Raw genomic sequence first — 21,337 nt, forward strand, 5'->3', positions numbered from 1 at the left:
AACACCAGTGGCCTGTCAGTTTTTAAATAGTATTACAAACTTTTTCAATCACATTGGCTGGAAATTGCATTTCCTGCATGATTGCATCAACCATACTACGCTTACGATTAGTATTCGTATTTGTGATCACCCAATAGGGTGTTCCTGGTATATGACGCGGCTTAGATTGCTTGCCAGCTGCAAGTAATGTTTGCTCATCACCAGCAAAATAAATACGAGTTCGGCCATGCATTAACTCTGTTGCACTCGCAAAACGATTTGAATCTAAACTATATAAGGTAGATAAAATCAACATAAAGCGGTCAATCGCTTTACTTTTTTCTGCATAAGCGTCAGATAACAGAAGCTCTCTAATGACTCTAACAGGATTTAATGCAACAGCGGGTGTACTCATCGCAGGTTCAGCCTTAATGACGGCATGTTCCTGACTAATTTCTTTTGCTTGTACTGGCTGCCCGGATTTGAAATTTAACATACGGCGCAAAATATCCGATGCACTTTCACCGATATGCTGTGTATGGCTCGCAATATAGCGGTAAAGCTCTTCATCAACTTCTATCGTTTTCATTTTTTCCCAGTACTTATTTAACTAAAATTTGCGGTGTGATTATAAGACAGATTTAAAAAAAACAAAACAATTAAAATTTCAATAACTTAAAGTAAACACTTTTCTAAGTTCAAAGATAATTCAGTGGGTTATCATGCCATTAATTTCAATATTTTACTTCCGTGAGCGAATTCAATTTTCTGAAATTTATTGGCTATAAACCTCCTAGTTATCGACTATTAACTTACCTTGGCCAGGATCGCAGTTTATTCGACCATTTGGATTTTACTCAGAGCCGTGACATGATAAGACCACATGTACCACTGACGAATTGATCAAATAAATATGACTGTGTTACTTAACCATACTATCCATAAACCTGAAAATCCAATCTCAAATAGCCCTATAGTACTCATACATGGGTTATTTGGTGACCTCAATAACTTAGGTGTTTTAGGTCGTAATTTACAACAATATTTCGATACGATTCAAATTGATGTTCGTAATCACGGTGACTCATTCCGTGATGAGCAAATGAGTTACCAGCAAATGGCCCAAGATGTTATTACATTAATAAAATCTTTAGGGTACGAAAATGCTATTTTAATTGGTCACTCAATGGGTGGCAAAATAGCCATGGCTGCAACTGCAATCGCCCCTAATTTTATTGATAGCATCGTTGCTATTGATATGGCGCCTGTCGCTTACCAAGTCCGTCGTCATGATAAAATATTTGCGGCTCTTGATGCCGTCACGGAAAAAAATGCGAAAACTCGCCAAGAAGCTACCGTGATTATGCGTAATTATATTAACGAAGATGGCGTTATCCAATTTCTGCTTAAATCTTTTAAACAAGGTGAATGGAAATTTAATTTGCCTGCCCTCAAAGCGAATTATGAACATATTATTGGTTGGGAAACCGTACCCGCTTGGAATAAACCCGTATTGTTAATCCCCGGAGGAAACTCCCCTTATGTGCAAGCGGAATATAAAGAGCAAATAGCGCAACAATTTCCACAAGCCAAAGCATGGGTTGTCGCCGATACGGGCCACTGGGTTCATGCAGAAAAACCAGACCATGTATTAAGAGCTATCCATCGCTTTTTATCTATTCCTGAGTAATTAATCATATTTAAATATAGATATTGAAAAGACATATATCTTTTCAATATCTATAAATATATTTGTAGTTCAATATAATTACTTTATTAATTACACAATAAGACTAACTTCAATACACAGCGAATTATAAACCCTGTATTATCCAAATTCTACTCTACCTTATTACTATCTAGTGCATATTTTATTAATGCAAGTTTGGATTTAAAAATTCAAATAACTTAAGGAATTTATTAATATAGAAAATGGATAGTCTAAAATCAAAATCAACATTATATTTCATTAGTGTCATTGCTAAGTTATCAGGGCAAGTAAATCCTAAAGAACTAGAACAAACACTCAATCAATCTATTGGTTATAATGAAAAAATTAACATTATTAAATCGAAACACAACATTCGCTGTAGGAATAAATATCAGAAAGATAAAAATATAGCTAAAATCGTTTGCCCAGCAATTTTATATAATACCAAAGGCGTAGCTTTTCTATTAGCTAACCGCAATCAAGAACAAGTTCTCATTCAGCAATTTGGGAATAAACCGCCAGAGATATGGAGCATTGACGAGCTAAACCAACAATGGAGTGGCCATTGGTTACAGGTAAACCTTAAACAAGGGCAATTTGACATCACTTGGTTCCAAGCTGAATTTATGAAATACAAATCCATTATTTTGTGGGTTTTATTTTTTTCATTTATATTGCAAATCCTCGCATTAGTCTCCCCTATTGTTATGCAAGTGATTATGGATAAGGTGCTCGTTCATAATAGCTTAGTCACCTTGGACGTTTTAATCTTTGGGTTAATGGTTGCTGCACTAATAGAAGTAACGTTAAAAGGGTTACGTGAATATATTTATCATCATACAGTTAACCGTATTGATATGACACTCGGCTTAAAGCTAGTTAATCATTTATTGAGATTGCCTATTCCCTTTTTTAAAAGTAGGCAAATAGGCGCGATTGTCACTCGCGTAAAAGAGCTCGAAACTATTCGCGAATTTTTAACCAGTAGTTTTTTCACGCTATGTGTTGATGTGTTGTTTTTATTTGTATTCATTTTCGTGATGAATTTAATATCCACAACACTCACAATAATATTTTTGTGCTCTATTCCTTTTTATCTTTTATTGGCTTGGTGGCTAACGCCTAAAATCGAGTCTGCCGCACAGCAACAGTTTACTAATATCGCCATTAATACCTCTTTTTTGACCGAAAGTATTAATGGGATAGAAACCGCCAAAAGTTTATCCGTCGAACCGAATTTTACGCGTCGCTGGGATGGTCAAACCTCAGATATGAGCCAAACTAACTTTGTAGCAGGACAAATTAGCTCCCGTTCCGAGCATCTCGTAATGGCTATCGAAAAAATTACCAGTGCGATTGTATTGTGGGTTGGTGCCTCTGAAGTTTTAGCATTGCAGATGACAATTGGCCAACTTATTGCTTTTTATATGATGGTTAACCATGCTAACCAGCCTCTCATCAAACTGACCAAGCTATGGGGAGACTATATTCGCACGAGCGTCGCTATCGAAAAACTTTCCCAGATTATCAACTTACCCATCGAACAATCTCAGCAAGAAAATAAATTACCTCTTCAAGGGCATTTAAACCTAAAAAATATCTCGTTCCGCTACCAACCGAACATGCCGTTTGTTCTAAAAAACTTTAATTTAAATATTGCAGCGGGAGAAACCATTGGCATTGTTGGCACATCAGGGTCAGGCAAGAGCACTCTTGCTAAATTATTACTACGGCTTTATACCCCTGAAAGTGGAACCATATTTGTGGATGGCACTCCCATATCCGCGATTAACTTACACTCTCTTCGTCAGCAAATTGGTATTGTGTTGCAAGAGAATTTCTTATTCAGCCAATCTGTTTTTCATAATATTGCTCAAACCTCACCTAATGCCTCCATGGATGAAGTGGTTCATGCTGCCAAAATGGCGGGAGCACATGAATTTATTTTGAAATTACCCAAAGGCTACGACACTGTTCTTGCTGAGGGGGGATCATCTCTTTCTGGCGGCCAACGCCAACGCATTGCAATTGCTAGAACGCTGCTTTCAAACCCTAGAGTAATTATTTTTGATGAGGCGACTAGCGCTTTAGACGACGAATCCCAAGCAGTTATTCAAGAAAATATGCAATTCATTGCCAAAGGAAGAACCGTCATCACAATTGCTCACCGCTTATCAACCATTCGCCATCACCAGCGGATTATTGTGATGCAACATGGTGAAATCATTGAGCAAGGTAGCCATCAGCAACTTATTGAACAAGGTAATTTTTATAAACACTTGTGGACTCTACAGCAGTCTCTGAAATCAGACATGGACGTAAAATGAAACATCGATTAGACAAAAACCGTTATAACAGCTTTTTGCCTTCACACTTGGCGATATTAAAAACTCCCCCATCTTACTTGGCACTTTACGTCGCTATTTCTATTAGTGTGGGTATTTTTCTTGCTGTGACTTGGTCGTTTTTTGGTAAGTTGGATATTCAAGCCACCACGCAGGGTAAACTTATTGTTTCAGGGCGAACACAATTAATTCAAGCGTTTGAATTAAGCCGTTTAGAACATATTCATGTTACTGATGGGCAAACAGTAAAACAAGGCGATCCTTTAATTACCGTCAATGTGTTAGGTGTTGACCAAGATATTCTAAGTTTAAATTATCAACACAACTTCCATTTGGCCGAAATAGTAATTTATCAAGCATTGATTTCACAACAGCCTATTGAGCAGTTACCTCTATTTAATCAATTAACTGAACTAGAGCAAAACAACACGCGGGCTAGCTATCAAACACAAAAATTAGAATTTGATTCATTAATGAATGAACTTAATAATGAAATTCAATTGAATACCGTCAATCAACAAGCCCGAAAAGATGAATTACTTACCATCAACTCCCTTATTGTCAATATCAAAAAACGCCTCGATGCACACCATTCGTTAACTGAAAAACAGTTAATCAGTCAAAAGGAATTTTTAGAACAAGAGCGAGAGCTATTAATCGCTAAAAAAGAAAAAGTGACCAAATTATCTGAGCTTTCAATTCTGAAAAGCCAGCACCATGCCTTAAATGAAAAAATAGACCGGATAAAAGCCCAAAAAAACCAAGAGTGGGATGAGAAATACAAACAAGCTGACTTTAAACGAGCTTCTCTTGAGCAAGAACTATTAAAAAATAAAGAAAGAAATCAATTAGAAATTATACGAGCCCCCGTTGATGGCACTATTCAACAGCTTGCTACACACACTTTAGGAGCTGTATTGCAACCCGCACAGCAACTAATGGCTGTTGTTCCTAACAATAATGTTCAATTAGCTGAAATTAAAATCTTGAACAAAGACATTGGGTTCATCCATGAAGGGTTGAGAGCAGAGGTGAAAATAGATGCATTCCCTTACACACGTTATGGCACGATTGAAGGTGAAGTGATTTCCATATCGCGCGACAGTACTCTCGATGAAAAGCTTGGATTAGTGTTCTTAGGGCAAATTGGTCTTAACCAAAAAGAACTATCCGTTGATGGTGAATCTATTGAACTGACTCCCGGTTTATCCATTGTGGCAGAAATAAAAACGGATAAACGCCGTATTATTGACTACTTGCTTAGCCCTATTAATGAATACACCTCAAACGCGATGAGAGAAAAATAATCGATGGAACAGTTTAATAATCATGGCTTGGATGCCTTAGTTTGGGTGGCTAAATATTACCAAAACAATGTTTCATCAGATCAACTCAGGCACGCAATTGGTATGCAAACTATATCTCCTACAGAGTGGGAAATTAGAGAGTGTGCACATACATTGGGGTATGAAACCGAGCTTATTACTGCACGATACACACAATTAATAACGCTACCTTTACCCGCTTTAATCTATATAGATGGTTTTTGGCAAGTTATTAGCCAAGAAAATGAATTAATTCTCATTAACCCTACTAATGAGGAACGAAAACCTATTCATAACTCTATTGGACATCAAGAAACTGAATATGATGTATTACTCATTAAGGAGCAATTAGAGCCAGAGCAAAAAAAGGCCTTTGGCTTTAGCTGGTTTATTCCCTCTGTTTTGCGACAACATGTTAAATTACGAAATATTTTTATTCTCTCTGCCATTATTCAGCTTTTCGCCTTAATTAGCCCGCTGTTGTTTCAGAATTTAATCGACAAAGTGTTAGTTGGTCGCAGTCTCTCAAATTTACATGTCATTGCATTGGCGATTTTTGCCATTGCTGTTGCAGAACCGATATATGGTTTTATTCGTAATAAAATTTTTAGTCATAGTAGTAGCCAGATCAGTGCTGAGTTGTCAGGGAAAATTTATCGCCACTTAATGGCCTTACCGTTAAATTATTTTAAGCTAAGGCCAACAGGGAAAATTATTGCCAGAATCCGTGAATTAGCCCATATAAGGCAATTTTTAACGGGCTCAACACTGATGCTGTTTATTGATTTTATCTTTGTCATCCTTTTTGTCGCAGTTTTATTTTCCTACAGTAGTTTGATGGCTTGGATTTTATTGGGCTCAATGGGGGTATTTTTTGTTTTATGGATGATACTCGGCCCCATTATTCGCCAACAAACTGAAAAATCTTATCAAGCGGATGAAAATGGTCTCACTTTTCTCACCGAAAGTATTACTGGGATTGAAACCATCAAAACAACCGCAACAGAAAAATACTTTAATCAACGTTGGAAAAAAATATTTAGCAAACAGCTAACTCAAAGCTTTAAAGTCTCAATGCGCAGTGAAGTAGCCTCTCAATTAATGACATTTGTGAGCAAAATAACGACTGCGATCCTTTTGTGGGTCGGTGTCAAAGAGGTATTAAATGGTGGAATTTCTCCTGGCGAATTAGTGGCATTTAATATGCTAAGTGCGCATGTTACGCAGCCCGTATTGCGGTTTGCCCAGGTTTGGCAAGATTTCCAACATACCATTATTTCATTACGCCGAGTGGGAGATATTCTTGATGAACCGGTAGAAAATGAACGTAAAGGGATTGCAAATACATCAAATATTCACGGAAAAATAGAGTTTCAAAATATCCGTTTTCGCTATCAACCTGATACACCTGAAGTTCTCAATAATTTATCCTTAATGGTTAATGCAGGTGAATTTATTGGTATTACTGGCCCCTCAGGTTCAGGAAAAAGTACCTTAACGAAATTATTACAGCGGCTTTATGTCCCACAACATGGGCAAGTTATTGTTGATGGCATGGATTTAGCTGTCGCAGATACCGTATCATTACGCCGAAAAATGAGCGTCGTATTACAAGAAAGTACCTTATTCGTTGGTTCTATCGCAGATAATATCCGTTTGAGTCATCCACAAGCGACTGACGAGCAGGTGATTCACGCAGCAAAATTAGCGGGAGCTTATGAATTTATCATGACATTGACTGATAATTTTAATTATCCCTTATCAGAAAAAGGCTCCAATCTTTCAGGTGGTCAACGTCAAAGGATTGCACTTGCGCGTGCATTACTCACCGAACCCGATATCTTAATTCTCGATGAGGCCACTTCTGCACTCGATTACGAGTCAGAAGCCGCCATTATGGAGAATATGCCATTAATTACTCAAGGAAGAACCGTCATTAGCATTGCTCATCGGCTAAATACGATTATGCACGCTGATAGGATATGTGTGATTTGCCAAGGAGAAGTACACGAGATGGATACCCACGAAAACTTACTCAAATCAAATGGTTTATACGCCAATTTATGGCACCAGCAGACACAATAATACGAATAAAAAAGCATCACGCTTATAGCAAGTGGTGCTTTTTTACCAAAAGCGCTCATTTTACAATCAATTAAACCCAATCATCATTGATGAAGCTATAGCACAAGGGGATTAGCTAGGGTATCATGGCGCGCTGAATTACTGGCACACCCTTTTAGCAGTTATAGACATGGCAAAAGAACAAACGGATCGAACGACACTAGATTTGTTCGCTGAGGAACGAAGGCCTGGGCGACCTAAAACAAGCCCGCTATCACGGGATGAACAACTGAGGATCAACAAACGCAACCAACTGAAACGAGATAAAGTGAAGGGATTGCGCAGAGTTGAATTGAAACTGAACGAAGACGCTGTCGCGGTATTGAATCAGTTAGCTGAAGATAAAAATATAAGCCGTAGTGAATTGATCGAAGAAATTTTGATGTCACAACTTGAACATGTTGATACATCAATACTCAAGTAACGTTATCTTGATAAATCACACAAATTTGACAGACTTAGCAACATTTTTTCGCCAAAATAAGGCGTAATATTCTATCTATTTTCGTTCTAAACGGGCTATAGAAGGCGAATTTTCACCTCTAGCTCTCTTAGAAAAACAAGAGGTTAATCACTTTATGGCAGTCATAGGCATTTTCTTCGGAAGTGACACAGGTAACACAGAAAATATTGCCAAAATGATCCAAGAAAGATTAGGCAAAGATGTAGCAGAAGTTCACGATATCGCGAAATGCAGCAAAGAAGATATTGAAGCTTTTGACATTCTACTTCTTGGTATTCCAACTTGGTATTATGGTGAAGCCCAATGTGACTGGGATGATTTCTTCCCTACTCTCGAAGAGATTGATTTCGAAGGTAAACTTGTCGCCTTATTTGGTTGTGGAGACCAAGAAGACTACGCTGAATATTTCTGTGATGCTATGGGTACGATCCGCGATATTATCGAACCACGTGGTGCTGTTATTGTTGGTCACTGGCCAACAGAAGGTTATCACTTTGAAGTATCCAAAGGCATGGCAGATGACAACCATTTTATTGGTTTAGCTATTGATGAAGATCGTCAACCTGAGCTAACTGATGAACGTGTTGATGCATGGGTAAAACAAATCTCTGAAGAAATGTCTTTAGCTGAAATTTTAGGCTGATAGACTACATAAAGAACCCTTACCCATAGATTACACCACTGTCTTACACAAAATGAACCCCAAAGCCAGTGGCGTAGTCTAAAATAACCGATAAGGTATCCTAATAGGATAGGTTCTCAAGAGATTATCAAAATAATGAGACAATGCATGGTTTCTATTTTTATTTTCCATGCCTATAATTGTAAATCAGTTTAGAAGACAACTGTATTGATGTTAAAAATGTCTCATTATTGTTAAATTTATGATTTAAGATACAGGACAAACCCGCATGACAGACAACAATAAAGCATTGAAAAATGCTGGACTCAAAGTCACTCTTCCAAGATTAAAAATTTTGGAAGTACTTCAAGAGCCTGAGTGCCACCACGTCAGTGCGGAAGATCTCTATAAAAAGCTGATCGATATGGGTGAAGAGATCGGGTTAGCAACTGTATACCGCGTGTTAAACCAGTTTGATGATGCCGGTATCGTAACCCGTCACAACTTCGAGGGGGGTAAATCTGTATTCGAACTAACTCAGCAGCATCACCATGACCATTTAATCTGTTTAGATTGTGGAAAAGTGATTGAGTTTACTGACGAATCCATTGAAACCCGCCAAAAGAATATCGCTGCTCGCCATGGCATTAAACTATCTAACCATAGTTTATATCTATATGGTCATTGCGCAGATGGTGATTGCCGTGACAATGCTGACGCACACGAAGCAAAAGAGTAATAGTATTCAACCATCGTTGATGAAACATCATGGTTAAAAATGCCAAAACCCTGATAATACAATTTTATCGGGGTTTTTTATTTTAAGTATTAATATTCCCTTTTTTACTCGATTAGTGATAATTGCTAGTAAGTAACTTAAACACAATTATTTATCACTGTATTTTAGCAACAATGCAAGATTTTTATAAAAACTATAATAGTTGCAATTCAAATCAAAACCCTTATATTATTTCAGAGATAAATATATTCCGTTATCTAGAATAATACTTTACATATCAAAGTGGTATATAAATAACATCATAGATGATTCCAAACACTTCATACTATTTAAAATTATTTAATTACCTTACTATAATTTCAACTCCAAATTAGAGAGTTAATGATCCAAATGTAGTCATAACGTTAAATCATCATTTAAATGCGTAATTACATTTATTGACTAAACTAATTGAGTACTTTAGTAATTTGTAAGAGATTAACTGATGAAAAAAAACTATCTTTTTCTCAATACAAGTTTTTTCTTCTGGTTTCTTACTTTAATAGGGTGGTTTTTTAGCTATTCGTCTATCACCTTATTTTCGTTTGTATTATCAATACTGTTCTTGATCGTATACTTCAATCAAAAAAAGGTAAGTAAAATGTTCACCAAAAGACAAAACAAGCCCACGCCTACAGCGACGTCCCCTTCTATAAGTAATGAGCCTGAAGTGACTACAAAAATAGAAGAACAAATAACACTGTCAACTCCGACTATTAGTGAAGAAAAATCGAATACGATTATCTCTAGGGACGTTATTTTTGAAGGAAATATTACGTCTAATGAGCAAGTGCATATCTATGGGAAAGTCATTGGAAATATAACAGGAAAAGAAAATACGGTTAAAGTTATGTTAAACGGCCAAGTTACGGGAAATATCACCTGCAAAGAACTGGTGGTTAATGGTCGTATTGAAGGTGAATGCTTATCTGATACTATTTGTATTGAAAATAATGGGGAAATCCACGGTACTATCCATTACAGTAGTTTATCAATTAAAAAAGGGGGAATTTTATCTGGCCAAGCACAAGTTAAAAACCCACCCCATCAATCAGAAAAAGTTACCGTATTAAAAGATAAATTAAAACAAGATACCCTTATACTCAATGAAAGTGTAAATAACGCATCCTTGTAATCAAAAATAAAATAAGGTGAATAAATTCACCTTATTTTTAACTCTTAATATAAGTGTTTATTCTTGTCTTAATATTCCATTCAATATTAAAAATATATGGTAAGCCTTTAGCTATCAGGGCAAATGACTGCTTTAGTTTCTTTATAGCAGTCATTGCTACTAAAGGATTTTACTAATTAGAATACCGTGAATGGCATCATCACCATAAATTTAATATCTTTTTCATCTTGGAAGATATTTCCGTAACCACCGCCATAGCTCGGAATATCTGTATGGTTATCATACTTGGTAAAATGCAGTTTAAATAGCGTATCTTTTGCTCGACCTGATTGTACGGTATATAAAATATCAAAGTTCCATGCACTTTCTTTTAAGCGTACATCCTGAGCATATTGGCTATTAGTACTTGGTTTAGCATCCCATCCATAAATATATGAGGTTCCAACCTTCCATCCAGCTAAGTCCCAATTTTTTAAATCATACATAACACCGGCCATAACGGCTTTTTCATTATTAGCATTCCAATCCGAACGGCCATCCCACCAAATGTCCATGCGACCATTTGATGTTGCCCAACCGGGGGTCATACGCTGTAGGAAATAACCTTGGTTACCTTTGGCTTTTACATAGGTTCCTTCTAATTTAAAATCAAATTCATCGTAAGTGTAGCCTAGTGTCATCGCTTGCAACCAAGCTAAACCGTCATAAACATCGTTAACTCCACCGCCTGAAACCTTATCTTTTGCACCATAAAATTGATAAGACATACGTAAGTCACGGTCAACAACAGGAACTGCATAGGAAACCTTGGCAAAATATTGATCCATATAGCTTTTAGCTTGCCCATATGCCCCTTCTAAGACTAAATTGTTTTTAAAGTCATATTTAAAGCCAATTGAGTGTAAATAACTGATCCCAGTTTCACCATCCGCTTCACGAAAGTCATACATGCTACGGTACCAAGGTGCTTTATAGCGGTCAGTCCACATATAGGACATGCTAAGTTCACCATTTTGCTCAAAATCAAACACCCCGCCTACCTCTAATCCGCGATATGTACCCGGCATATAGCTCCAGTGGGATGCGAGTATAGTTTGACCAGTAGGTTGAATATAGCCACCTCTACCCCAGAAAGGGCCATATTTCAATTTTGCAGCAGCCTTATAAAAAGTCACACCACTACGATCTCCAGTCCATTTTTCATCCCAACGTGATTTCGCATCACTAAAGCCGATTTCATTGGGTGCAGCTGGCCCACTATTAGATAACTCAATAGCGGTAAAACCCGCTAAATCTAGCCCGATGATGTCCTGAAAATAACCGGATGAGAAATCAAGACTGGCATTAAATGTTGAGTGTTTAAGATTATCCGCATACTTTTTATATTTATCGCTATTTGGGTCTAAATCTTTACGTGAACGATCGCGTTGCCAGTAGTAAAGGCCACCTGTAAGTTTTGAATCTTCAATAAATTGCTCCGCATGCATGATTGGTTGATAACCAATAGGAAGCATTGCTATTGCAATTTTTAAGACGAGCAATTTCCTGCCAGTATTGACATTTTTATTAACCATTCTTGTATTCCTCTAATATTTTTTAATTTTATTTTTCGGCCGAAATACGATTTAACTTTCCATTTAAATCTAAATATTCACAATGAGTTATATCTCTTGCGATGTATTTAGCCTATTTTTTGCAACGCGAATTATCAACACAGATACAGGCTTTGTTGCCAAAATATGATCAACGGCACATTAATTTTAATTAACTGTCATTATCACCGATGATGACCTTGCTAAAAATAAAAAGTAATTGATTGATAAATATAAAAAATATGCATGGGATACGTATAAGGAAGTGTTTAAGAAAAAATCAATAAATTAACTAATTGTTCCTTAATTTCGTCTATTCTGTAGGAATTCGCTAAGTTCTATCACCACATTGACCTAATTGCCTTAAAATAGATCAGATTACTGAGTCAAATAATTAGGATAAATGTTGTTATGCTGAAAAATAACATACACAGCTATAAAATTTCTCAATAAATAATCAAATAAAATGTACAGCATTATTAAGAAAAGCACCGCATTATCATTTGCTATTATGAACTCTCCTTTTCAATATAAAGAGTTCGTAAATGAAAATAGACTTAACAGGCAAACGCGCATTAGTCAGTGCATCAACAGCTGGAATTGGTTATGCAATTGCTAAAGGCCTCGCTAATTGTGGCGCAGAAGTTTTGATTAATGGCCGTAACAATATACGTGTTAATGATGCCGTTTCTCTGCAGCGACTTCCGGTGCAGCCTTACGTGTTGATGGTGGCGTTATCGATGACATTGTGTAATTCGAGCATTCAATAATATTGCCTTATTGTCACAGCAAAACTAACGGGGTACAGGCTACTGCACCCCGCTGTATGAAATAAATACTCGTTTTGATAATTAATATTTTTCGAATAATGCCTGAATTTGCTGAGGATCTTTAGTCTGAGTTAAGGCTAATTGCAGCAATACGCGCGCTTTTTGCGGATTTAACCTTTCTGAAGCAACAAAACCATATAAGTTATCATCCACTTCGGCATTTCTTGTCGTATACCCTGTTGGTACACGGCTTGAGCGAACGACAACCACGTCTTCTTTCGCTGCTTTTGCTAAAGCGTCAAAGACAGTCTTATACATATTACCGTTACCCACACCCGCGCTTACAATTCCTTCAACCCCTTCTTCTCTCAAGGCTTTCACAGGAGCTGCTGATGCATTGGCATAGTTATAAACGATACCTACCGCAGGGAGCTTTTCGAGCTTACTGACGTCGAATGCCGCTTTGTCACTACGAGGTTGCGCCGCTTGGAAATAAGTAACTTTACCATCATGAATAAAGCCTTCTGCCCCACTATTAACGGCATCAAACGCTTGTACTTCAGTGGTGCTCATTTTCATCACATTACGGCCTTGCACGACTTTATCGTTCATTGCCATCAAAACACCGCGCTCTCCAGCAGACTTATCCGTCGCTAAAACGACTGCATTATACAGGTTCAAAGGACCGTCAGCGCCTAAAGCCGTTGACGGTCGCATTGCACCAACCAAGACAATGGGCTTTTTACATTGCGTGGTTAAATCAAGGAAGAATGCCGTTTCTTCTAAAGTATCAGTCCCGTGAGTGATTACAAAACCATCTGTTTTATCGCAATCTTGGTTAATTTTTTTCGCCAGTGCCAGCCAAACTTGGTCATTCATATCTTGCGAACCAATATTCACCAATTGCTCACCGCTTAAATTAGCGATTTTTTTGGTTTCTGGCACCGCATTAATTAAAGCATCAATCCCTACTTTACCCGCTTGGTAACTGGAGGATGTGGCTGAATCACCACCACCTGCTATCGTTCCCCCTGTCGCCAATACCGTAATATTCGGTTGAGCGATAGCGGATACGGCAAACAGTGAAACCAATGTCGCCAAAAGCGCTTTATTTCTGTTTTTCATCCTATTTTCCTTTCATTAATAAACTTCGGTTATTATGTGGAATTGTGCTGAATTTTATGTGACCTATACAATTATTTTAGGATAAATAATGAATTTTAAGATGATTTATCTATGAATGAATAAAAAGCGTGAGGCTTGCAGCAAAAATCCGTATCATAGCCCGTTTGAAACACTCTATTCACAAGTGACTGACAATGAGCCAAACTTTTATTCCCGGCAAAGATGCCGCTCTTGAAGATTCCATTGATGCATTTCAAACCAAATTAAAGAAATTAGGGTTTGATATTGAAGAAGCCTCTTGGTTAAACCCTGTACCTAACGTTTGGTCTGTACATATCCGCGATAAAGCGTGCCCACTTTGCTTTACTAATGGTAAAGGGGCGAGCAAGAAAGCTGCATTAGCCTCAGCGCTTGGTGAGTATTTTGAGCGTTTATCAACGAATTACTTCTTTGCGGATTTCTACCTAGGTAAATCTATTGCTGAAGGGGATTTTGTCCACTACCCTAATGAAAAATGGTTCCCATTAACCGAAGATGATAGCTTACCTGAAGGGTTATTAGACAATCGTTTGATTAAGTTTTATGACCCCGACAACGCCTTAGCCGCCAGCCAATTAATTGACTTACAATCCGGCAATGAAGAACGCGGTATTTGTGCCCTGCCATTTACCCGTCAATCAGACAACCAAACTGTATATATTCCAATGAATATTGTTGGCAATCTCTATGTTTCTAACGGGATGTCTGCGGGCAATACAGCCAACGAAGCTCGTGTACAAGGGCTTTCCGAAGTCTTTGAACGCTTTGTAAAAAATAAAATCATTGCTGAAAGTATTAGCCTACCGGCTATCCCAGCAGACGTCATGGCACGCTACCCTGCGGTAGTTGAAGCGGTTGAAACCTTAGAAAAAGAAGGTTTTCCAATTTTCTGTTATGACGCATCACTCGGTGGCCAGTACCCTGTGATTTGTGTGGTGTTATTTAACCCACAAAATGGGACTTGTTTTGCCTCATTTGGTGCTCACCCCGACTTTGGTGTTGCCCTTGAGCGTACCGTCACGGAATTACTGCAAGGCCGTGGCTTAAAAGACCTCGATGTGTTTAATGCACCGACCTTTGATGACGAAGAAGTGGCTGAGCACACGAATCTTGAAACTCACTTTATTGATTCAAGCGGTTTAATTAGCTGGGAGCTGTTTAAAGATGATGCCGATTATGCCTTTGCAGATTGGAGCTTTAAAGGCACAACTCAAGAAGAGTTTGCAACACTTATCAGTATTTTCAATACATTAGATGCTGAAGTCTATATTGCAGATTATAACCACTTGGGTGTCTACGCTTGCCGAATCTTAGTCCCAGGTATGTCTGATATTTACCCAGTTGAAGACTTACATATCGCCAATAACGCGATGGGCGCTTATTTACGCGACACCATTATCAACCTACCTGATAGCCAATGGGAAAAACAAGACTATCTTGCCCTTATCGAGCAATTAGATGACGACGGTTTAGATGATTTTACCCGTGTTCGTGAATTACTTGGTTTGGCAGTAGGTAAAGACAATGGGTGGAGTAACCTGCGTATTGGTGAACTAAAATCCATGTTGGCACTAGCGGGTGGAGACCTTGAACAAGCACTTGCTTGGGTTGAATGGACACAAGACTTCAATAGCTCAGTATTTACTGCCGAGCGCGCAAATTATTATCGTTGCTTGCAAACCCTGTTGTTGTTATCTCAAGAAGAAGAACGTGACCCTGCGCAATACTACAACGCCTTTGTGCGTATGTATGGTCAAGAGGCAGTAGATGCTGCATCAGCCGCTATCGCTGGGGAATCATGCTTCTATGGCTTGTGGTCTATTGACGAAGAACTTAAAGCACTTCCTGCGCATCAAGCTTTGCTGGCTGCTTATGAAAAGCTGCAAAAAGCAAAGCGTGATAATGCATAATGTGAATTAAATCGTTGACGGGGAACTTGCCCCGTCAACATTTTTACATTTTATTGGTTTATATTAATTATAAATCCAATGAACGTTTCCATAATAAGAAATCAAACTGTTCTAGGCGATCCGCTTGGACCTGATAGTCACCGCTTGCCGTATCAATTACCCGTTCAAATAGCCCTTTACTTATTGTCGGTAATGGAACCCCATCAATAATTGGCCCGCAATCATAATCAATTATGTCCGATAGGCGCTCTGCAATGGCACTATTCGTCGATATTTTTAAAACAGGTACAATCGGGTTCCCTGTGGGAGTGCCAAGCCCTGTTGAGAAAATAACCACATTACACCCTGCAGCAACAAGTCCTGTGACTGCATTAACATCATTACCTGGCGTACAGACTAATGATAACCCACTGTCAGGCATCGGCTCCGCATAGTCACACACCGCACTAATCGGCGATGTTCCGCCTTTTTTAGCCGCTCCGGTCGATTTAATCGCATCGGTTATTAGCCCGTCCGCAATATTGCCGGGACTTGGGTTATCGGCAATGGTAGTATTAAAGAAATTCGCTGTTTTTTCATAACGTTCCATCAAATCTAAGAATTTTTTCTTATCTTCAAAAGAAACGCACCGTTTCACCATATCCCCTTCTGCACCACATAATTCCGGAAATTCAGCTAACCCTGATGCGCCCCCCAAAGTCACTAGCCAATCAGAAACTAGCCCCATCGCAGGGTTACCCGAGATCCCAGAAAAACCGTCAGAAGCGCCACATTTCACACCGAGTTTTAAATGAGACAACGGAACGTCCACACGAGATTGCGGTATGACGGCCTTCATGCACTCATAGGTTTGCTTCAATGCTGTTTGCATCATTTCTTCTTCGCTACTCCACTCTTGCTGGCGAAAGTAAAGTGCAGGTTTAGCAAAATTAGGGTTACGAGCAACAAGTGACTCTTTAAACATTTTACGCTGTGCTTTTTCACAGCCTAAACTGAATACCGTAATACCGATGACATTAGGGTGGTCCGCATAAGCAGCAAGCACATCACACATCGTTTTACTGTCAGAGGTCGCTCCACCACAACCACTCGTGACCGTAATACATCGTACACCTTCTATATGTGGGAATAATTTAGGTTTTGCCGTTCCCCCTTGCTCACCAGCTGTTAAATCCAACGCAAAATTTTTCAAACTATTATTGGTATAACCTAATGCTTCATTTAAGGCGTCTGTAAGTTTTGTTACATTGCGGTTTTCACAAAATACCAATGGAAAAATTAACCAGTAGTTTGCGGTTCCTACTCGCCCATCCTCACGTACATAGCCTTTAAATGTGCGTCCTTGATATGCAGATACATCAGGTGCATTCCACTCGTACGGTGCATCTTGTTCTAAAGAAACTGGGGCTGCATAGTGGCGAATATTATCGACTGTGATAACTTCACCTTTTGCAATTGGCTTTGTTGCTTTTCCTACTGCTGTGCCATACATAGAAACAATGCCATCAACGGGTATCGCTTCCATGGCAAATTTATGCTTTGCTTTAACATCAGTCACGAGGATCACATCTTCACTTCCCCAGTGATAAATATCCCCTGCTTGCAAGTCCTTTAAGGCAACAATTAGGTTGTCGCTCTCATCAATTTTGAGAATTTTTTGCATGTCACACCTTCCTAAAAATTGTCATTAGTTAGATGACAATGCGTTGAGATTCTTGTTATGCGTATTTTTTTTAAGTAATGCGATTAAGACGGCACAACCTACGGTGATCACCGCTAATGTCACGATACCTGCGGTATTGCTATTCATCATTTTATCGACTTCCACGCGAATGATTGGCGCGAGGAATGAACAAAATGCCCCCATGGTGGTACAGAAACCAATTCCTGCTGCTAATGCAGGGCCGCTTAATAACTGAGGAGGAAACGTCCAAAATACTGGTTGAACGGATAAAAAACCAACAGCGCTTAAACATAATGCTGCAATAGCAAAAACAGGGCTTGCAAATGCTGACAATGCCAAACCTAATGCTGCGGCTAACATACACAGCACTGAGATTTCGATGCGACGAGTTGGATGGCGGTCAGCAAAACGAGGAATGTAATACACCCCGAATGCAGAACAAGCCCAAGGTATGGCAGCAACTAAGGATTGTTTAAAGCCTAAACTTTCCCCCATTAAGGACGCAACTTGGGAAGGCAGAAAGAACATCAAACCGTATACTGAAATTTGTATCGTGCCGTAAATCAGTGCAAGGTGCCAAACTTTGATATTTTTTAGTGCAGATAATACCGATGTGGTTTCAGTTTTTGCATTTTCTTTGGCTAATTGTTCAGTTAGCGCTTTTTTCTCTTCTTCGGTTAAAAAACGGGCTTTTTCAGGGCTATCATCCAAATAAAAGAAAGCAAAAATACCAATCACAACGGCAGGAAGTCCTTCAATGACAAACATCCAGAACCAACCTGGCCGGCCTAACCAGCCATGCAATTCCAGTAACGCGCCTGATAATGGCGAACCCAGTGTCAATGCCAAAGGTACACCTAGAACAAAGATCCCAATTACAGACCCACGTACATTATTGGGGAAATAAATTGAGGCTAATAATAGAATGCCTGGATAAAAGCCAGCTTCCCCAAGTCCCAACAAGAAACGCAAAACTATAAATTGCGTTTCATTGGTGATAAAACCTGTCATTGCCGACAGAACGCCCCAGATTACCGTGGTAATACTCAGCCACTTTTGCGCACCAATTTTGTTTAAAATTAAGTTAGCGGGAATGCCAAATAGCGCATATGCCGCAAAGAAAATACCGGCACCAAAAGCAAACGCTGAATCAGATAAACCAATGTCGACTTGCATTGCATCTTTCGCAAAACCTACGTTGACTCGGTCAATAAATGCAACAAAATACAAAATAAACATCAGGGGTACTAAACGTTTCCACGATTTGGCTATCGCAGAATTTAAAACAGGATTGTTATAAGCTTTAGTTGTCGCCATGATATTTTTCCCTGTTGGTAAGATGTTCTATTGTGTTTGATTCAGGAAAGGTCAGAGCGGTGAATCAGCAAGGGTTAACAACTGCTGAAGTTGCTCAATCTGTATATTGTTCAACCCAATAAATGGTGCTGTACAATAATCTGAATTAACCACACCTTTTAGCTGCAACGCTTTCTTAAAGGTTGGGATGAATGGCGCATTGACGCCATATATAGCCATCAATTGGTCTACTCGTTGCTGGTGTTTTGCCACTAACGCTAAATCACCTTGGGTAAACGCCTGCATCCATGATGCAAAAAATTGCGGCACAATATTTGAAAGCCCACCAATGCACCCATTTCCCCCCGATAACACCACATGAGCAAAGTTATTATCGTAACCTGCGTATACCTCAAAATGAGGCAAGCGTGATTTCACCGTTTCAATCACTTGGGCGGTATGAGTCGTGTCAGGAATGGTATCTTTCAATCCGATGATATTGGGATATTTATCCGCTAAACGTAGGCAAACATCAGGGGAGACAGAATAACCTGTTCGTTCAGGAAAGTTATAAATGAAAATGTTAGCAGATGTTTTTGCTGCTATCGCACTGTAAAAACGAAAAATACCTTCATCATCTAGCGGGAAATAATATGGGCTAATAATCATCACCCCATCGATTCCTTTTTCATATGCATAGTTAGCCAATTCAATCGACTCTTCCACATCAAGGCGGCTTGCCCCTGCATAAACACGCATTTCCTCCTTGGGATAACGACCACATAGGTCGATGAGTTTTTTTGAGCTCTGCATATTGAGCGCAAAAAACTCCCCCGTGCTTCCCATAGTGACAAAACCGGAGACTTTGCCCTTCAATGAGTCATAAACACGTATATTTTGTTCTATATCCACTCGACCTTTGTCATCAAAGATGGTCACTACTGGAGTGATATAACGACTTTCCATACTGATAATCTCCTTGTTACCGATGTTCATATATACAAACCACATTCATAAATAAAAACCATAAACAAGAAATCATGAATCATTGATTGAGTCAAATTCATACAACTCATATGAAAATTTTATGTAATAATCTGATTAAAAAGATATTTGAAGGGATTAAGTGGTCATAAAGCTAACTAAAGAATAATTTTTTTATTGCTAAATTTTGAGCAAAGTCACGCCTTTTGGATGACTTTACCCATTATTAAGAGTGACCAATTTGAGATTAAACGTATTCCTGAGATGATTTACATAGTGGTATTTTAAACCTAGAATAGCGACAAAATTAATCAGGGAGGTGGTTTAATGTCTACGGGGCACATGCCGACAATTCGGGTATTAGAAATACTGCAAGTTTTATCGGCTGAAAATACTGGGCTTTCTTTGACGCAACTTTCTGATAAAACACAAATATTAAAAGGGACGATTTATCCTATCTTAAAAACATTGGTTGAACATCGGTATATTAATTACGATGATAATAGCCAGCTATATTATTTAGGTATCGCCTGCTCGCTTCTTTCCCGCTCATTTTTCGAAAAATCCTATTGGCTAAAAATGGTTCATCGGGAAATGGTGCATATCGTTGATGAATGCAATGAAGTGTGCCAAATGGGGATTTTAGACGGTGCTAATGTGTTATACATTGATAAAGTTCAATCGGCGCAAAAGGTCCAATTAATCTCTAATATTGGAACTCGTTTGCCTGCGATTTACTCGGCACTGGGTAAGGCTATGATTTTTAACTACAGTGACCAGCAAATTTCCGAACTTTATCCTTCGGGTTTTACTCCGTTAACCCAATACAGCGTGCAAACTTTGGCTGAACTGCGCCTACAGCTTAACGCGGTTCGCGAAAATAGTTATGCCGTTGATAATAAAGAAATTGATGAAGAAACCATTTGTTATGCTGTCTCATTACGACAACGCAATAACATCATTGCGGCAATCAGTGTGTCTATCCCAACCTTCCGCATCGATGAACCCAAAGTGAACCAAGTCATCAAAACGCTCTTAACTAGTCGAGAACGTATTGAGCAAGAACTAAACACTCTTGACAATATTGAATTTTATACCTAGTTACAACGTTAAAAACGGATTGTTTTATTAAGATATATCACTTTAATTTATCGATTAATTTATATTAATCTTTTATTATTTGCATAATTGTTAGATAAATATTGCAAAAAAATGGTTTGGCTAAGGAATATATATCGGAATCTCCCCTAATTAACTAGGGCATTATGCAAACATAAGTTAAATTATATGCCAAAGAGATCATATTCATCTTAAATAGTTAACATTTACGCGTATATTTTTACTTATTTTGCTGGCCAAAACTGACTTTATAAAAATTTTATATAAATTTTAAAAAATATTTAAACCTTATTTATCAAATGGATAAGTTGTAATTTAACATTAAATTAACCGTTT

At 38.4% G+C, this 21,337-nt stretch carries 16 protein-coding genes and 1 pseudogene; 11 read left to right on the forward strand and 6 right to left on the reverse strand.

Annotation, left to right across the window (positions count from 1 at the left end; all coding sequences use genetic code 11):
* Positions 1 to 22 precede the first annotated feature (22 nt).
* The gene (gene seqA, locus ACU696_RS16740; protein WP_109911042.1) at positions 23 to 568 is read right to left on the reverse strand and encodes a replication initiation negative regulator SeqA; all 546 of its coding nucleotides are present in this window, start codon (positions 566 to 568) and stop codon (positions 23 to 25) included.
* Between the two features lie 324 nt (positions 569 to 892).
* On the opposite strand from seqA, the gene ybfF reads away from it, so the two are divergent.
* The 8 genes from ybfF to ACU696_RS16780 all read left to right on the forward strand — a co-directional run bounded on the left by ybfF (position 893) and on the right by ACU696_RS16780 (position 10,482).
* The gene (gene ybfF / locus ACU696_RS16745) at positions 893 to 1,669 is read left to right on the forward strand and encodes an esterase (protein ID WP_209101237.1); all 777 of its coding nucleotides are present in this window, start codon (positions 893 to 895) and stop codon (positions 1,667 to 1,669) included.
* Positions 1,670 to 1,911: 242 nt separating this feature from the next.
* The gene (locus tag ACU696_RS16750) at positions 1,912 to 4,017 is read left to right on the forward strand and encodes a peptidase domain-containing ABC transporter (RefSeq protein WP_209101232.1); all 2,106 of its coding nucleotides are present in this window, start codon (positions 1,912 to 1,914) and stop codon (positions 4,015 to 4,017) included.
* The gene (locus ACU696_RS16755; protein ID WP_004909537.1) at positions 4,014 to 5,342 is read left to right on the forward strand and encodes an HlyD family type I secretion periplasmic adaptor subunit; all 1,329 of its coding nucleotides are present in this window, start codon (positions 4,014 to 4,016) and stop codon (positions 5,340 to 5,342) included. The genes ACU696_RS16750 and ACU696_RS16755 overlap by 4 nt, the downstream gene beginning before the upstream one ends.
* A 3-nt stretch (positions 5,343 to 5,345) precedes the next feature.
* Entirely contained in the window at positions 5,346 to 7,445 is a 2,100-nt protein-coding gene (locus ACU696_RS16760; RefSeq protein WP_109911040.1) for a type I secretion system permease/ATPase, read from the forward strand.
* 169 nt (positions 7,446 to 7,614) lie between these two features.
* Positions 7,615 to 7,908, forward strand: coding sequence for a LexA regulated protein (gene ybfE / locus ACU696_RS16765; protein ID WP_004909532.1), 294 nt, complete (start codon positions 7,615 to 7,617; stop codon positions 7,906 to 7,908).
* Positions 7,909 to 8,062: 154 nt separating this feature from the next.
* A complete protein-coding gene (gene fldA / locus ACU696_RS16770; protein ID WP_004256261.1) occupies positions 8,063 to 8,590 on the forward strand; it encodes a flavodoxin FldA in 528 nt (175 codons plus the stop codon).
* Positions 8,591 to 8,858: 268 nt separating this feature from the next.
* Positions 8,859 to 9,308, forward strand: coding sequence for a ferric iron uptake transcriptional regulator (gene fur, locus ACU696_RS16775; protein ID WP_004256285.1), 450 nt, complete (start codon positions 8,859 to 8,861; stop codon positions 9,306 to 9,308).
* A 640-nt stretch (positions 9,309 to 9,948) separates the two neighbouring features.
* The gene (locus ACU696_RS16780) at positions 9,949 to 10,482 is read left to right on the forward strand and encodes a bactofilin family protein (RefSeq protein ID WP_004909525.1); all 534 of its coding nucleotides are present in this window, start codon (positions 9,949 to 9,951) and stop codon (positions 10,480 to 10,482) included.
* 176 nt (positions 10,483 to 10,658) lie between these two features.
* On the opposite strand, the gene chiP is transcribed toward ACU696_RS16780, so the two are convergent.
* On the reverse strand, positions 10,659 to 12,056 hold the full coding sequence (chiP, locus tag ACU696_RS16785) for a chitoporin ChiP (RefSeq protein WP_109911038.1): 1,398 nt from the start codon (positions 12,054 to 12,056) through the stop codon (positions 10,659 to 10,661).
* 563 nt (positions 12,057 to 12,619) lie between these two features.
* Between chiP and ACU696_RS16790 the strand changes: the two are divergent.
* Positions 12,620 to 12,766 (forward strand): annotated as a pseudogene (locus tag ACU696_RS16790) (oxidoreductase); the annotation flags it as partial.
* Positions 12,767 to 12,925: 159 nt separating this feature from the next.
* On the opposite strand, the gene ansB reads toward ACU696_RS16790, so the two are convergent.
* Positions 12,926 to 13,969, reverse strand: coding sequence for an L-asparaginase 2 (ansB, locus tag ACU696_RS16795; protein ID WP_109911037.1), 1,044 nt, complete (start codon positions 13,967 to 13,969; stop codon positions 12,926 to 12,928).
* A 194-nt stretch (positions 13,970 to 14,163) separates the two neighbouring features.
* Here ansB and ycaO point away from each other — a divergent pair, with 194 nt between their 5' ends.
* Positions 14,164 to 15,918: a 30S ribosomal protein S12 methylthiotransferase accessory factor YcaO gene (gene ycaO / locus ACU696_RS16800; protein WP_198634885.1), complete on the forward strand. Its 1,755-nt coding sequence runs from the start codon at positions 14,164 to 14,166 to the stop codon at positions 15,916 to 15,918.
* A gap of 67 nt (positions 15,919 to 15,985) precedes the next feature.
* Here the strand turns inward: ycaO and ACU696_RS16805 are convergent, their stop codons facing one another.
* The 3 genes from ACU696_RS16805 to ACU696_RS16815 are packed head-to-tail and all read right to left on the reverse strand — an operon-like array spanning position 15,986 to position 19,864.
* Positions 15,986 to 17,581: a UxaA family hydrolase gene (locus ACU696_RS16805; protein WP_209101230.1), complete on the reverse strand. Its 1,596-nt coding sequence runs from the start codon at positions 17,579 to 17,581 to the stop codon at positions 15,986 to 15,988.
* A 24-nt stretch (positions 17,582 to 17,605) separates the two neighbouring features.
* The gene (locus tag ACU696_RS16810) at positions 17,606 to 18,919 is read right to left on the reverse strand and encodes an MFS transporter (RefSeq protein WP_117162151.1); all 1,314 of its coding nucleotides are present in this window, start codon (positions 18,917 to 18,919) and stop codon (positions 17,606 to 17,608) included.
* A 51-nt stretch (positions 18,920 to 18,970) separates the two neighbouring features.
* Positions 18,971 to 19,864, reverse strand: coding sequence for a dihydrodipicolinate synthase family protein (locus tag ACU696_RS16815; RefSeq protein WP_117162152.1), 894 nt, complete (start codon positions 19,862 to 19,864; stop codon positions 18,971 to 18,973).
* Between the two features lie 345 nt (positions 19,865 to 20,209).
* Between ACU696_RS16815 and ACU696_RS16820 the strand changes: the two genes are divergently transcribed.
* Positions 20,210 to 20,983 carry an IclR family transcriptional regulator gene (locus ACU696_RS16820; protein ID WP_004909501.1) on the forward strand — a complete coding sequence of 258 codons (774 nt, stop codon included), beginning with the start codon at positions 20,210 to 20,212 and terminating at the stop codon, positions 20,981 to 20,983.
* The last annotated feature ends 354 nt before the right edge of the window (positions 20,984 to 21,337 follow it).

The organism is Providencia sp. PROV_01 (genome assembly GCF_053098325.1).

Coding starts and splice junctions, on each gene's coding strand:
- seqA (WP_109911042.1), bottom strand. CDS start 568: ATGAAAACGATAGAAGTTGATGAAGAGCTTTACCGCTATATTGCGAGC.
- ybfF (WP_209101237.1), top strand. CDS start 893: ATGACTGTGTTACTTAACCATACTATCCATAAACCTGAAAATCCAATC.
- ACU696_RS16750 (WP_209101232.1), top strand. CDS start 1,912: ATGGATAGTCTAAAATCAAAATCAACATTATATTTCATTAGTGTCATT.
- ACU696_RS16755 (WP_004909537.1), top strand. CDS start 4,014: ATGAAACATCGATTAGACAAAAACCGTTATAACAGCTTTTTGCCTTCA.
- ACU696_RS16760 (WP_109911040.1), top strand. CDS start 5,346: ATGGAACAGTTTAATAATCATGGCTTGGATGCCTTAGTTTGGGTGGCT.
- ybfE (WP_004909532.1), top strand. CDS start 7,615: ATGGCAAAAGAACAAACGGATCGAACGACACTAGATTTGTTCGCTGAG.
- fldA (WP_004256261.1), top strand. CDS start 8,063: ATGGCAGTCATAGGCATTTTCTTCGGAAGTGACACAGGTAACACAGAA.
- fur (WP_004256285.1), top strand. CDS start 8,859: ATGACAGACAACAATAAAGCATTGAAAAATGCTGGACTCAAAGTCACT.
- ACU696_RS16780 (WP_004909525.1), top strand. CDS start 9,949: ATGTTCACCAAAAGACAAAACAAGCCCACGCCTACAGCGACGTCCCCT.
- chiP (WP_109911038.1), bottom strand. CDS start 12,056: ATGGTTAATAAAAATGTCAATACTGGCAGGAAATTGCTCGTCTTAAAA.
- ansB (WP_109911037.1), bottom strand. CDS start 13,969: ATGAAAAACAGAAATAAAGCGCTTTTGGCGACATTGGTTTCACTGTTT.
- ycaO (WP_198634885.1), top strand. CDS start 14,164: ATGAGCCAAACTTTTATTCCCGGCAAAGATGCCGCTCTTGAAGATTCC.
- ACU696_RS16805 (WP_209101230.1), bottom strand. CDS start 17,581: ATGCAAAAAATTCTCAAAATTGATGAGAGCGACAACCTAATTGTTGCC.
- ACU696_RS16810 (WP_117162151.1), bottom strand. CDS start 18,919: ATGGCGACAACTAAAGCTTATAACAATCCTGTTTTAAATTCTGCGATA.
- ACU696_RS16815 (WP_117162152.1), bottom strand. CDS start 19,864: ATGGAAAGTCGTTATATCACTCCAGTAGTGACCATCTTTGATGACAAA.
- ACU696_RS16820 (WP_004909501.1), top strand. CDS start 20,210: ATGTCTACGGGGCACATGCCGACAATTCGGGTATTAGAAATACTGCAA.